This window comes from Acinetobacter sp. NEB149, assembly GCF_012516415.1.
In the GTDB taxonomy this organism is placed as follows: domain Bacteria; phylum Pseudomonadota; class Gammaproteobacteria; order Pseudomonadales; family Moraxellaceae; genus Acinetobacter; species Acinetobacter lwoffii_V.
Map to the genome: position 1 here is coordinate 2,899,404 of NZ_CP051208.1, position 13,513 is coordinate 2,912,916.

At 45.6% G+C, this 13,513-nt stretch carries 12 protein-coding genes and 1 riboswitch; of the genes, 9 read left to right on the top strand and 3 right to left on the bottom strand.

What is annotated here, in order from left to right:
- Positions 1–67 precede the first annotated feature (67 nt).
- From recN to ruvX, 3 genes are all read left to right on the top strand, one after another.
- Positions 68–1,729, top strand: coding sequence for a DNA repair protein RecN (recN, locus tag HGD77_RS14030; protein ID WP_168730886.1), 1,662 nt, complete (start codon positions 68–70; stop codon positions 1,727–1,729).
- A gap of 114 nt (positions 1,730–1,843) precedes the next feature.
- A complete protein-coding gene (locus tag HGD77_RS14035; RefSeq protein ID WP_004281085.1) occupies positions 1,844–2,398 on the top strand; it encodes a YqgE/AlgH family protein in 555 nt (184 codons plus the stop codon).
- Positions 2,391–2,834, top strand: coding sequence for a Holliday junction resolvase RuvX (gene ruvX, locus HGD77_RS14040; RefSeq protein WP_168730887.1), 444 nt, complete (start codon positions 2,391–2,393; stop codon positions 2,832–2,834). Before HGD77_RS14035 ends, ruvX begins: the two co-directional genes overlap by 8 nt.
- Positions 2,835–2,898: 64 nt before the next feature.
- On the opposite strand, the gene HGD77_RS14045 is transcribed toward ruvX, so the two are convergent.
- Entirely contained in the window at positions 2,899–3,519 is a 621-nt protein-coding gene (locus HGD77_RS14045) for an alpha-ketoglutarate-dependent dioxygenase AlkB family protein (protein ID WP_168731006.1), read from the bottom strand.
- A 151-nt stretch (positions 3,520–3,670) separates the two neighbouring features.
- Here HGD77_RS14045 and HGD77_RS14050 point away from each other — a divergent pair, with 151 nt between their 5' ends.
- Positions 3,671–5,473, top strand: coding sequence for an ABC transporter ATP-binding protein (locus HGD77_RS14050; protein WP_168730888.1), 1,803 nt, complete (start codon positions 3,671–3,673; stop codon positions 5,471–5,473).
- 60 nt (positions 5,474–5,533) lie between these two features.
- On the opposite strand, the gene phoU is transcribed toward HGD77_RS14050, so the two are convergent.
- Together phoU and HGD77_RS14060 are read right to left on the bottom strand one after the other, a co-directional pair.
- The gene (gene phoU / locus HGD77_RS14055; RefSeq protein WP_005108465.1) at positions 5,534–6,253 is read right to left on the bottom strand and encodes a phosphate signaling complex protein PhoU; all 720 of its coding nucleotides are present in this window, start codon (positions 6,251–6,253) and stop codon (positions 5,534–5,536) included.
- A gap of 91 nt (positions 6,254–6,344) precedes the next feature.
- Positions 6,345–7,706 carry a TolC family outer membrane protein gene (locus tag HGD77_RS14060; RefSeq protein WP_168730889.1) on the bottom strand — a complete coding sequence of 454 codons (1,362 nt, stop codon included), beginning with the start codon at positions 7,704–7,706 and terminating at the stop codon, positions 6,345–6,347.
- 290 nt (positions 7,707–7,996) lie between these two features.
- Between HGD77_RS14060 and HGD77_RS14065 the strand changes: the two genes are divergently transcribed.
- The 5 genes from HGD77_RS14065 to dksA all read left to right on the top strand — a co-directional run bounded on the left by HGD77_RS14065 (position 7,997) and on the right by dksA (position 13,511).
- Entirely contained in the window at positions 7,997–9,028 is a 1,032-nt protein-coding gene (locus tag HGD77_RS14065) for a hypothetical protein (RefSeq protein WP_005101457.1), read from the top strand.
- A gap of 108 nt (positions 9,029–9,136) precedes the next feature.
- Positions 9,137–9,269, top strand: a riboswitch (TPP riboswitch).
- An 88-nt stretch (positions 9,270–9,357) separates the two neighbouring features.
- Entirely contained in the window at positions 9,358–11,253 is a 1,896-nt protein-coding gene (gene thiC, locus HGD77_RS14070) for a phosphomethylpyrimidine synthase ThiC (protein ID WP_168730890.1), read from the top strand.
- A 76-nt stretch (positions 11,254–11,329) separates the two neighbouring features.
- Entirely contained in the window at positions 11,330–11,965 is a 636-nt protein-coding gene (locus HGD77_RS14075) for an NUDIX domain-containing protein (protein WP_004281075.1), read from the top strand.
- Positions 11,962–12,774 carry a metallophosphoesterase gene (locus HGD77_RS14080; protein WP_168730891.1) on the top strand — a complete coding sequence of 271 codons (813 nt, stop codon included), beginning with the start codon at positions 11,962–11,964 and terminating at the stop codon, positions 12,772–12,774. Before HGD77_RS14075 ends, HGD77_RS14080 begins: the two co-directional genes overlap by 4 nt.
- A gap of 209 nt (positions 12,775–12,983) precedes the next feature.
- On the top strand, positions 12,984–13,511 hold the full coding sequence (gene dksA / locus HGD77_RS14085) for an RNA polymerase-binding protein DksA (RefSeq protein ID WP_004281072.1): 528 nt from the start codon (positions 12,984–12,986) through the stop codon (positions 13,509–13,511).
- Positions 13,512–13,513 lie beyond the last annotated feature (2 nt).

Consider the following 13,513-nt stretch of genomic DNA (forward strand, 5'->3'; position numbering starts at 1 on the left):
CCATGTTGCGACTTCCAATCCGACATCAGGCTATTTCAATCAAACTTTTCGCAGCCCGGATGCGTTTATGCTGACACATTTAACTCTGATCAATTTTGCTTTAGCTGAACATCTTGCTATTGATATTGATAAAGGTTTTAACGTTTTAACCGGTGAAACCGGTGCAGGTAAATCCCTCTTACTGGATGCATTGTCTGCTTGTTTGGGTGAGCGAACCGATACCAATTATGTGCGTTATGGTACGGAAAAGGCGGATGTCACCGCCAGCTTCAGCTATCAGGAACACAGTCCTGAAGCAGCCTGGTTGAAAGAGCATGAGCTGGATGATGAATCAGGTGAAATTCATTTACGCCGGGTGATTTTTGCCACCGGCCGTAGTAAGGCCTGGATCAATGGACGTCCGAGCAGCCTGTCTGAACTGAAAGAAATTGGGCGTTTACTAGTACAACTCTATAGCCAGCATAGTCAGCAACAATTATTAGAACCACCTTATCCGAAGCACTGGCTGGATCGTTATTATCATTTTTATGCGCCGGCTCAAGCAGTACGTGATGCGTATAGCACTTGGCAGAAAAATATTCGTCAGCATCAGGCAGCGCTAGATGCACAAGCGACCCGTAAGCAACGCATGGAAACCTTGGAACTGCAGCTAGAAGAACTGGAAGAAATTGTTCAGACGGATTATCAGGAGATTGAACAGGAATTTGACCGGCTTTCCCATCATGAAGCGATCATGCAGGACTGTGTCTATAGCCTGAATAGTCTGGATGAAGGCGAACAGAATATTTCCCAAGAACTGGCTTCCATTCTACGTCGCATGGAATCACATGCCGGTCGTAGCGAACAGCTTTCCGGAATTTACACCTCCCTGCTGAATGCCCAAAGCGAACTTGAAGATGCAGCAGCGAATTTACGCCAGTTTATGGATCGGCAGAGTTTTGATCCGGAACGCATGGAAGTACTAAATTCGACTTTAGAAATCTTCCATCGTCTGGCACGTAAATATCGTACCCAGCCAGAATTACTCAAAGAAGAATATGAAGCCTGGCAAACCGAATTAGAACAGCTGCATCAACTGGAAGATCCGGAAACACTGGCTGAGCAGGTAGCAGTGTCTTATCAGGAATTTCTGGATAAAGCCCAACATCTGGATCAGATTCGCCGTGAAGCCGCAGCACCGTTAGCCAAGCAGCTCACTGAGCAGGTGAAACAACTGGCACTGCCTGAAGCGCATTTTGAGTTTAAGTTTGAGCCTTTGGAACAGCCATCTAGTGAAGGCCTGAGCTTTATCCAGCTACTTTTCACGGCCAATAAAGGCATTCCGGCACAGCCTTTGGCCCGGGTTGCATCAGGCGGTGAACTCTCGCGTATTGCGCTAGTGATGCAAGTCATGAATGCGGAAAAAACCGAAGCTGAAGTGCTGGTCTTTGATGAAATTGATGTCGGGATTAGTGGTGGTACCGCAGAGATTGTCGGGCGTTTACTGGCCGATCTGGCCCAGCATGTACAGATTCTGTGTATTACCCATCAGGCACAAGTGGCAGCACAATCTGATCAGCATCTACTGGTAAAAAAACAGCAGACTGATCCTGCCAGCAGCACAATCATTGACCTTGAGGAAAATGAAATTATTCAGGAGCTTGCAAGAATGACAGGCGGTGTAGAGATTAGTGAAACCACCTTGCAACATGCCCGCCAGTTACGTCAGCTGAAATTTCAGCAGGCTTGAAGATTTACAATCTGGACAAATAAAATTTGGTGAATCCAAAAAGCTCTAGTAACGTAGCTATTAGGATCATAGGATTTCTCTGCGAAGAAATTAATTTTAAGGAGAACTGCTCAGGTGACCAAACAGTTTCTGACACATCGTTGTCTGATTGCACCGCCGCATGCGAATGATGATTTTTTTGCCCAGACGGTCATTTATCTCGCGCGTCATGATGAAGATGGTGCCCAAGGCATCATTATCAATCGACCTGCCGGCATTCAAATTAAAGAACTGCTAAATGATCTTGATATTGAAGCAGACAATGTCAATCCGCATGAAGTATTACAAGGCGGCCCTTTACGTCCTGAGGCCGGTTTTGTCTTGCATACCGGTCAGCCGACCTGGCATTCCTCCATCGCCGTGGGTGAAAATGTCTGCATTACTACCTCCAAAGATATTCTGGATGCCATTGCACATAATGAAGGTGTCGGTCGCTATCAGATTGCCCTCGGTTATGCCAGTTGGGGCAAACACCAGCTGGAACAGGAAATTGCCCGGGGTGACTGGCTGATTTGTGATTCCGATATGGATCTGATTTTTAACTTACCTTATAACGACCGTTGGGACGCTGCCTATAAAAAAATGGGTGTAGACCGCAACTGGTTATCTTCCGAGATTGGACATGCTTGATGTAAACGCGCCATACACCATTATGGCGTTTGATTTTGGTACACAAAAAATGGGAGTGTCGGTTGGACAATCCCTGATTGCAAGTGCCAATCCCCTGCCCTTATTTCCCATGAAAGATGGTATTCCCAACTGGGATGAACTGCTCAAAATCGTGAAAAGCCATCAACCGAATTTATTTCTGGTCGGTTTGCCGCTGAATATGGATGATAGTGAATCCGAACTATCGACACGGGCGCGAAAATTTGCCCGCCGTTTACGTCATCAGACCAATATTGAAACCTGGATGGTGGATGAACGTCTGACCACGCGTGAAGCACGCGATGAACTGGGGTATTATCAGGCTCAAGGTCGTGGCAAGAAACTCTCTGCCGACAGCATTGCGGCTGCATTGTTGATTGAAAGCTGGTATCGCCATCCTGCTGGAATCACGCCTTAATCTGTTTTGAAAATTTTTTAAATCAGCATCCTTCAGGGTGCTTTTTTATACCCCAAAATGCCTTTTAAGGATAAAAATAACGAAAAGTCAGGTTAATTCGTGGTGTTAAAACTTTGCTGGTTTTGCTGATACTGTGCTTCCAGTGTTGCTGCGTCGCGCCACGCATCACAATCAGTTGTCCACTATGTAACAGCACATCGACTTTCTCATTGTGGGTTTTATGCTTAAAGCTCATTTTACGGGTGGCTCCCAGACTCAGAGAAGCAATGACATTTTCCCGAGAAGTACCTGTATATAACGCCGGTTCATCATCACTATGCCAGCCCAAGCCTTGAGAACCATCTTCATACAAATTGGCCAGACAGGAATTAAAGGGATGACCGACCAGAATTTCAATATGTTGCTTTAAACGGAATAATCCGGGTGTCCATACCTGAGCTTGTTTAAGCGTACCAGAATAACGATACTGATAATGTTCATCGCCATACCAGACCACCTGGCGACCGGTGACATGGTGCTTGCCAAATAAATGCACTTCATCATATTGCCAGGCCAGCTGACTGAGAAAATGCTGTAGATACTGCTGGCTTTGTTCCTCATCCAAAATCAAGCCATAATCCTCCACTACCCCATCAAAAGGTAATACATTGGCTTGCGGCTGGGGTGCAAATAAATCGAGCGTCATATCAATCAGATCCAGTATCCACATGAAAATACTGACATTCGACCTAAAGGATTACAACTGCTCTTCACAAATGACTACAACATTTATGCTTGTGGCTGGCATGATTCCTACCTAGACTGAATTCAACTTTCACAATAAAAATAATCCTTTTATGAACTTATGGCAGCTGTTTCAGAAACTTCGTCCCTTTGTTCAGCCTTACCGGTTGCTGGTGATTGCCACGCTGATTCTGACCCTGATTGGCTCATTCACAGCACAGGTCAATGCCATTACCTTGCAATATGCGGTCGACAGCATCAATTCGCTACTCGAAGCCGGTCAAGGATTGGAGCAAGGCTGGCATATTCTGATCACGATTTCGGCAATTTTGCTCGGCAAAGAAATTATTAATGCCTTTGTCCAGTTCGGGCAGAAGTTCTATGGAGAGAAACTGAGGATTTTTGTCTCTCAGGATCTGGCCCAAGGGATTATTGAAAAGTTTTTAAAATATCGTTTGGAATTTTTTAATCAGGAAAATAATCAGGCCGGTAAATTACAGACCCGGATTGACCGTGGTATTGGTTCACTGACCCGTCTGGTACAGATCTTTTTCATTGATATTTTACCGTTATTTACCAGTGCCATTGTGGCTTTGGGGTTAATGTATTATGCCAATGTTTATGTCGGTCTGGTCGCGACTGCCATTGTCCCGATCTATTTCTGGTTAACCTATAAGCAGGCGCAAAAACTGGGAGGCTGGCGCCGCAGTCTTCGCGATGGCCGGGAGAAAAAGAGTCAGGGTATTCTCAGCATCATCAACTCGATTACCGTAATCAAATCCTTTAACCGCGAATCGATTGAATCGGAAAAGCAGCTCGGTTTACAGCGTGAGCTGACCGACAATCAGATGAAAACCCGTCAGACCAGTTTCCTGTTTGATGGCCTGAAAACTTTTCTGGAACAGATCGGGATTGTACTGATCATTATTCTAACCTCCTACTTTGTGCTGGATGGCCAGATGAGTATCGGCATGATCATGTTTCATGTGCTGCTATTTAATAATGTCTCTGCCCCAATCCGATCCCTGCACCGGATTTATGATGAAGTAAATGACGCCATGATCTATTCAGAAAGCTTTTTCAAGATTCTGGAAGCAGATGATGAAATTGAACAAAGCGGTCAGCAGAAACCGATTGTCCAAGGAAAATTTGAACTGAGTGGCGTGAATTTTTATTATCCAAACGGCCACCATGCCCTGAAAGATATTGATATGGAAATTCGCCCGAATAAAATTACCGCCTTGGTGGGCTTATCGGGTGCCGGAAAATCTACCCTGATCAGTCTGCTGGATAAATTTTATGAACCACAGCAAGGCCAGATCAAACTGGATGGCATTGACCTGAAAGATTATGACACCCAATATCTACGCGATCATATTGGTCTGGTCTTGCAAAAAAACCATATTTTTCAGGGCACCATCTTTGACAATATCCGCTACGGCAAAACTACTGCCTCAATGGAAGATGTAATTGAGGCGGCAGAAAAAGCCTCGATTCATGAGCAGATTTTACAGTTACCGGATGGCTATGACAGCGATGCCTTGATGCTGTCTGGCGGCCAGCAGCAACGGATTGCCTTGGCACGGATGTTCCTGAAAAATCCACCGATCATTTTTCTGGATGAACCGACGGCGAGTCTGGATGCAATTGCCACGGAACAGATCAAACAAAGTCTGGACCAGATCAAGCAAGGCCGTACCGTGATCATCATTTCGCATAGCCTGTCGCAGATTATTGATGCAGATTATACCTATGTAATGAAAGAAGGAACGATTGCCGAACATGGCGAGCACGACCAGCTTTATCATCAGCAAGGCGTGTATAAGGAAATCTTTGATGCGATGGCCAAAAGCCTGAATATTGAAAAAATTGCCAAAACTTTTGAAGATGATGCTGAGGAAGAAACTCATAGTTAGCTTTTCTATCCCAATAAAAAACCTCCGAGCTGGAGGTTTTTTTATTTAAGTCTGGAACGTTTAACGCTGAACTTTCTGTTCAATTTCTTCAACGCTGGTATGACGCACATCAAAACCTTTGACCATATAGATCACCTGTTCCGAAATATTCCGGGCATGATCGCCAATTCTTTCTAGCGAACGCAGCACCCATAATACATTGATGACACGACTGATATGCCGCGGATCTTCAATCATATAAGTCATAAGCGTACGTGTGGCTGATTGATACTCACGGTCAATATCCGCATCTGCCAACATGACCTTCAAAGCTTGATCTACATCCAGACGCGCAAAAGCATCCAGTGCATCATGAATCATCACCCGCACCTGGTTGCCAATATGCCGGGTTTCCATATAACCGCGCGGTGAGCCGCCCTCTTCACATAAGCTTTGTGCAATTCGGCCTATTTTCGAGGCTTCATCGCCAATCCGTTCCAGATCGGTATTGGCCTTGGACATGGCAAGCACCATACGTAAATCAATCGCGGCAGGATGACGGCGCGCCAGAATCAGGGTCAGCGCTTCATCAATATCTCGTTCCATCTGATTGACGACATTATCTTGAAACTGCACATCTACTGCCATTGAGACATCTGTGTCCAATAGGGCATGAATGGCATTAGCTACCTGCTGTTCTACCAGTCCGCCCATCGTCATGAATTTGGTATTTACGTCCTGCAGTTCTTCATTAAATTGCGAAGAAATGTGATGGCTTAATACAGGATTATTTGGACACAAGGAAAGCTACTCCTGAACGATAGAGGACAATGATCAATAATAAATCATATTAAAGCATATCTATGATGAAAGTTTGATGACAATAGTAGCCTCATAGAGGCTGAGGCGAATCATATTCAATCAGCCAGGCATTCAGCTCTGCCAGTTCCTTTTCGGTTAACTGCCCGACCGAGGCCTGCAATTGCAGCACATGCAACAGATAATCATATTTGGCATTCAAATAATCGGTCTTGGCAGAAAAGGCATTACGCTGTGCCAGCAACACATCGACCATGGTTTTTAAGCCTTCCTGATATTGGGCTCTGGACGCTTGTGAGACAATTTCCGAAGAGTCCATCGCGGCTTTACGTGCATTCAGTTTGGCCTGATCGGTTTCTACCTGCATAAAGGACTGTTTCACATCGGTATTGGCTTTACGGATGGCTGCATCCAGTTGCGCTTCACTTTTTTGCACATTGACACCGGCCTGACGGATACTTTTTTGTGTGCGTCCGCCGCTAAATACATTCCAGTTCACTTCCACCCCAATCTGGTCGAAATCTCCATTGCTGGACATGATCGTGGCTGGACTTTGTTTTAAATAGCCATAGGTTCCGACCGCTTCGACCTGCGGATAGAGCGCAGCCTGCTCGACCCGTTTGGCATCTTCAGAATAGCGCTTTTGCAGACGCGCTTGCAGAATATTCAGATTCTGGCTTTGTGCTAATTCAGTCCAGGACTGCATATCACTTGGAACCGGTTTCTGAAACTGAAAATCGTTGCGTAATACCGCCAGATTTTCCTGATAAGGACCGATTAACTGTGCCAGCTGTTCTTGGGCCAGTACCAGCTGAACTTGAGTCGAAATCCGGTTGGCTTGGGCACTTTGATACTGGGCATTGGCTTCACTGACCTCACTGCGCGCTACCAGACCTTCTTTGAGCTTAGCATTCATCATCCGTAACTGCTCAGACAGTGCCTGCTCTTCCTGCAAATAAGCCGTAGTCAAAGACTGCTGCCGCAAGACATTAAAATAGGCTTCGGCCACCTGTAAAATATGCTGCTGTTTTTGCAGACGCAGATTGACTTCACTGAGTTCGACCGAGGTCTTGACCTGCTTATAACCTTGCCAGGCATCCCAGCGAAATAAAGGTTGGCGTGCGGTTAAGGCCACCTGACGGCTGGTTGTACTGGAACTTTGCAACTCACCAAATTCAGCAGGCAAACCTTCAGACTCTGAGTTGTTGACGGACTGGTTTTTACGGGTCACATTTCCAGATAAAGTCACGGTCGGCAGCAAATTTCCGCTGGCAATCCCCAGATTGAGCTGATCAGATTGGTACTGCAACACATTCGCCTGCCAATTTGGATCATTTTGCTGGGCGCGTGCATACGCTTCTTGTAAATCCAGGGCAAAAATCGCCGGACTAATTAATAGCAATAAACCGGCCATGACACTGAGTTTTAATTTCATTTTATAGTGTTAATCCCTAACAGCCATTCAGATCAAAAAATTCTGGCGCTTTAAGCTAAGCCATACTAAAGAGATCTCTTGAATTTTTACGTATGATTTTTATTAATTTTTTAATATAAAGATCAGTTTTTATCCATCATTAATTCAATTTTCTGGCTCCCATACCGGCAATGTAACAAAGCAATTCACAATACTAAACATAGTATTTTAGTTTGATCTATACAATATCTCCCAGTAAGGCCGTTATTTTCTGAATTCACCTATATACAGAGTCCTGAAGCATAGTGTTAATGCCATTCCCGTCGATATTCAAAGCCTGTTTGATTGCTGGTAGCGTGCTGCTTCTTGGGGGCTGCCAACAGCCCTCAGATCCACAGATCCAGGTCGAACAGACTGAGGCAAAGCAAACGCAAAGTCCAGTCAATGACTTTAGCCTCATGTGCCAGAATATTGAAAAAAATATGTCCCAGATTAATGACCAGCGCACGACGTTTGCGCTGGAGCAGATTAATCAGGATCTTAAAGTATGCCTGCCGTTGATGGACTTGGCGGAGCAGAAGCACCTGATGCAGCGCTCTACCGAAATGTATCAGCGCTTTTTAAAGGTGGATCGCACCGAGTTCCAGCAACGCGCCTTTGAGCAGTATGCACTGGAAATGGCCCAGCATCCGACCATTCAGCATGCGCATTTTCAACAGCTCACCTCACGTGACCAGTATCTGTTAAAACACAAGGGGCAGGCTTATGTAGAACTGCTGGATCTGGGGGATGGCACTTTACATTATCGCCGCAGTCCGGAATATCTGGCGCGTATTTTTGCCCCTTATTTACCGGCCGCTGAAAAAGCCTTTATTGAAAATCTGGCGGAACAGAATATGGAACCGGTGCTGGTGGAAAAACGCCTGCAGATTGAAGCCGCTGATATTGCAGCCCGCAGTCTGCTTTGGGAAGACTATCTCAAGACTTATCCGAATAGCAGTTATAAACGCGATGCTGAATATCTGCTGAAGCAATATACCTATTTCCTGTTTAGAGGTACCGAGCAATCCCCGGTGTCGGAAGATTATCGCGATCGTTATGCTGTGGATACCAGTCATCTGGAAACTATTATTGGACTATCAAACGGCCAGAAATCAACGCTGTCCACACAGGCACGCCTGTTTCTGGAATTTCTGGACATGACTCCGGAACAGCGCCAACAAGTCTTGCCTGCCGATTATAGAAACCGCTCGGAAGCAGAACAGATTCTGTACTATGCCCAGATCAGCCCGCCCTCACAAAAATATGATAAAGACTGCTTTACCGATGCCATCTGTATCTAGTTGGGATCAGTTTCACCTTCAATCAATATCGCCATGTCTAAATCAATCCTCGTTTAAAGTTGAGCGATTTAGACCTGTTTATTCTGCCTAAACTGAGCTAAGCTTTAGCCTCGCTTGACGGAGCGCGAGTAATGCCTCGCTGAGATCATGTGATTCCTTTTATCGTTATCAGGAATTGAGCATGAGTACCGTTGAACCTGATCAGGTTAATACCTGCGTAGGAATCAAGCCAGCTAAAAACCCAGCCCTTGCTTTATCTGTTCAGGATAAATCTGCCTACGTTTTTGGTCGTGCTTGATTCGTTGATGTCATTCATAAGGATCATAGCCATGAACCAGTTAACGAATCTTTCTTCTGAAACTTCTCTCTCCGCTCATGAACAGGAAGCACGCGATTTAACGCGAATTCTACCCGCTTCACGTAAAGTCTATCTGCAAGGTTCCCGTCCTGATATTCAGGTACCCATGCGGGAAATTTCCTTAAGTGAAACCCCGACCAGTCTGGGCGGCGAACATAATCCACCTTTGATGGTCTATGACACTTCGGGTGTGTATACCGACCCCAACGTGACGATTGACCTGAACAAAGGTCTGCCGAATGTTCGTGAAAGCTGGATTGAACAGCGCAACGATAGCGAAATTCTGGATCAGCTCAGTTCTGAATTTGGCCGCCAGCGTTTACGCGATATCCGTACCGCCGCAATCCGTTTCGCCCATATCCAGAAACCTCGCAAAGCCAAATGCGGCCGCAACATCACCCAGATGCATTATGCCAAGCAAGGCATCATCACTCCGGAAATGGAATACATCGCCATTCGTGAAAATCTGCGTCAACTCGATGGTGTCGATATGCGCCAGCATCCGGGCCAGAATTTTGGTGCAAAAAACCTGACTGAAATTACGCCAGAATTTGTGCGTCAGGAAGTCGCCGCCGGCCGCGCGATTATTCCGGCCAATATCAATCATCCGGAACTGGAACCGATGATCATCGGGCGTAATTTTCTGGTCAAAATCAATGCCAATATTGGTAATTCTGCACTCGGTTCAAGTATCGAAGAAGAAGTCTCGAAAATGACCTGGGCGACACGTTGGGGCGCAGATACGATTATGGACCTCTCGACCGGCCAGAATATTCATGAAACCCGTGAATGGATTATCCGCAACTCTCCTGTACCAATTGGAACCGTACCGATCTATCAGGCACTGGAAAAAGTCAATGGTGTGGCCGAAGACCTGACCTGGGAGATCTTTAAAGACACCCTGATTGAACAGGCTGAACAAGGTGTGGACTATTTCACCATTCATGCCGGCGTGCTTTTAAGATATGTACCGCTGACTGCCAACCGTTTGACCGGTATCGTATCGCGTGGCGGTTCGATCATGGCGCAGTGGTGTCTGGCACATCATCAGGAAAACTTCCTGTATACCCATTTCGATGAAATCTGCGAAATCATGAAAGCTTATGACGTATCGTTTAGTCTCGGCGATGGCCTACGTCCGGGCTGTGTGCAGGATGCCAATGACGAAGCGCAATTTGCCGAACTTCGAACTTTGGGCGAACTGACCCACCGTGCCTGGGAGCATGATGTTCAGGTGATGATTGAAGGCCCGGGCCATGTCCCGATGCATATGATCAAGGAAAATATGGATCTGCAACTGGAAGTCTGTAAAGAAGCACCCTTTTATACCTTGGGGCCACTCACCACCGATATCGCACCGGGTTATGACCATATTACTTCGGCAATAGGAGCCGCGATGATTGGCTGGTACGGCACCGCAATGCTGTGTTATGTGACGCCGAAAGAGCATCTCGGTTTACCCAATAAAAAGGATGTCAAAGACGGCATTATTACCTACAAGATTGCCGCACATGCAGCCGATCTGGCCAAAGGTCATCCGGGTGCGCAAGCCCGGGATAATGCCCTGTCCAAGGCGCGTTTTGAGTTCCGCTGGGAAGACCAGTTTAACTTGAGTCTGGATCCGGACACGGCGCGCAGCATGCATGATGAAACCATGCCGAAAGCCGCGCATAAATCCGCGCACTTTTGTTCCATGTGCGGACCAAAGTTCTGTTCAATGAAGATTAGCCAGAATGTTCGTGATTATGCCAGTCAACAGGCCAATCCTGATCAGCCGGCAAGCTCTCAGGCCGAAATTGAAGCCGGCATGAATCAGATGAAAGCCAGCTTCCACAACTCTGGTCAAAATTTATACCACAAACTATAAAACTGTAAAAAAAACAGTTGTCTTCAAAAAAAACTCAGATAGGATGAAAATAAATCAATTCATTCTATCTGAGCATATGAATATTATTAAACAGGCCTCTTATAATAAAAAAGACTTTAGCGTAGAGGCACGTGAGTTCTTGTACCAGGGATTTATTCAGGTAGAAAAAGTCAGCCTGAAACACCGTTTATTTAATCAGGAAAGCTCAACCCCTATTTTGCAACGTGAGCTGATTCATCGGCCAGAAGCAGCGGGTGTGCTGATGTACAATCATCAACAGCAGAAATTCGGCCTGATCGAACAGTTCCGGATTGGCGGACTGGATGATATCGACTCTCCTTGGCAACTCGAAGTAATTGCTGGCGTTCTGGATGGCGATGAAGCGCCTGAAACATGCATCCGTCGCGAAGCACTCGAAGAATCAGGCTGTACCCTGGATGAGCTGCAGCACATTTTCAGCTTCTATCCGTCCGCCGGGGCATGTTCCGAATTATTTCATTTATATGTGGCGCAGACCGAATTGCCTGAACAGGGCGGTATTTTTGGCATGCCGGATGAAGGTGAAAATATCCAGCTGCATATTCTGGATTATGCTGATATTCCGTCCTTGCTCACGAATGGTCGCTTAAGAAATGCACCTGTCATTATGGCCTTGCAATGGTTGCAACAACATATTCATACTGCAGGAATATGTCTAAGGGGAAAGACATGAGTTTTCAGCAGTCAAGCATAAACACACAGCCAGATTGGACCATTATCCAGATTTCTGATACCCATTTGATGGATCGGGAAGAGCTGGAATTTGCCCGGATGAATCCCGAGCAGAGTTTTCACGAGGTGATGCAGCAGATCCAACAGCGCTTTCCCCAAATAGACGCACTGATTCATACCGGTGATCTGGCACAGGTGCCGGTCGAGCAGACTTATCAACGCTATTTAGCATTTGTCCAGTCTTTAAACGTGCCGTATTATCAGATTCCAGGTAACCATGACGATTCTCGGGTGTTCCCTTTTCACCAGCATGCGAATCAGGTACATGCCATTCATTTTGGCACCTGGACCATGATCCTGTTAAATAGTGCCGTTCAAGGCAAGATCGATGGCTGGGTGGAACAAGCTCAACTCGATCAATTGGACCAATTATTGCTTGAATTTAAACATCAGCATGTCATTGTCACTTGCCATCATCATCCTTTTGCGATGAAATCGTACTGGATTGATCAGCACCGGCTGAAAAATGCTGAAGATTTAAAAGATGTACTGGCTCGGCATCATAATATCAAGCTGGTTCTGTTTGGTCATGTGCATCAGGATTCCTGCAACGAATGGCATGGCATCTACTTTTTATCCACGCCATCGACCAGTGTGCAGTTTAAACCTAAAAGTGAAGATTTCGCGCTAGATCAGGCGGCACCAGGTTATCGTGTATTACATTTGCAACAAAATGGTGAGTTTGATACCTATATTGAACGGGTGGCATTGAGCCAGCAAAATATTAATACCGAAATTTCAGGTTATTAACTTTTCAATTTGTTTTTTTGCATTACTTTATTGCAACCAAAGGAAATGTGATATGCATAGTCCAGACATCAAAGACTATCAATAAGCATAAAAAGTCTATATGATGACGGCCCCCATAGGAGGATAATCTTTCTAAAGGGTGGATAAAAAACTGCATATCACCATATTTTTTGCGTAGCAATCATACGCATAGATGAGGAATGCCCTAAATGGCGAATGACAACCAAAATCAAGTCTTAGACAATCAAACTGATGTTGTAGAAGAGAAAGCTGCAAAGCGCGTACGCAAATCTAAGCCTAAAACGACTGACGGTGGTTCTACTGCTAGCTTATTTGGTATTGAACCTTATCAACCTAAAAAAAATGAAGAATACATGTCTGAAGGTCAGCTTCAGCATTTCCGCCAAATCTTGCTGGCTTGGAAAGCTGAGTTGATGTCAGAAGTGGATCGTACCCTGAATACGATGCAAGACGAAAATACTGCTCTTCCAGATGTGAATGACCGTGCGACTCAGGAAGAAGAGTTTGCGATTGAGTTACGTACCCGTGACCGTGAACGTAAACTGATTCGTAAAATCGAACAGTCGATCGAAGCAATCCAGAATGATGACTATGGTTTCTGTGAAACTTGTGGTATCGAGATTGGCTTGCGTCGTTTAGAAGCACGTCCAACGGCTACTTTATGTATTGACTGCAAAACCCTTGCAGAGATCAAAGAGAAGCAAAATAACGGTTAAGT

Excerpts from the sequence above, each read along its gene's own strand:
- HGD77_RS14080 (WP_168730891.1), top strand. The coding sequence starts at position 11,962 with ATGAGTTTTCAGCAGTCAAGCATAAACACACAGCCAGATTGGACCATT.
- thiC (WP_168730890.1), top strand. The coding sequence starts at position 9,358 with ATGAACCAGTTAACGAATCTTTCTTCTGAAACTTCTCTCTCCGCTCAT.
- HGD77_RS14075 (WP_004281075.1), top strand. The coding sequence starts at position 11,330 with ATGAATATTATTAAACAGGCCTCTTATAATAAAAAAGACTTTAGCGTA.
- dksA (WP_004281072.1), top strand. The coding sequence starts at position 12,984 with ATGGCGAATGACAACCAAAATCAAGTCTTAGACAATCAAACTGATGTT.
- ruvX (WP_168730887.1), top strand. The coding sequence starts at position 2,391 with ATGCTTGATGTAAACGCGCCATACACCATTATGGCGTTTGATTTTGGT.
- HGD77_RS14045 (WP_168731006.1), bottom strand. The coding sequence starts at position 3,519 with ATGACGCTCGATTTATTTGCACCCCAGCCGCAAGCCAATGTATTACCT.
- HGD77_RS14060 (WP_168730889.1), bottom strand. The coding sequence starts at position 7,706 with ATGAAATTAAAACTCAGTGTCATGGCCGGTTTATTGCTATTAATTAGT.
- recN (WP_168730886.1), top strand. The coding sequence starts at position 68 with ATGCTGACACATTTAACTCTGATCAATTTTGCTTTAGCTGAACATCTT.
- HGD77_RS14065 (WP_005101457.1), top strand. The coding sequence starts at position 7,997 with ATGCCATTCCCGTCGATATTCAAAGCCTGTTTGATTGCTGGTAGCGTG.
- HGD77_RS14050 (WP_168730888.1), top strand. The coding sequence starts at position 3,671 with ATGAACTTATGGCAGCTGTTTCAGAAACTTCGTCCCTTTGTTCAGCCT.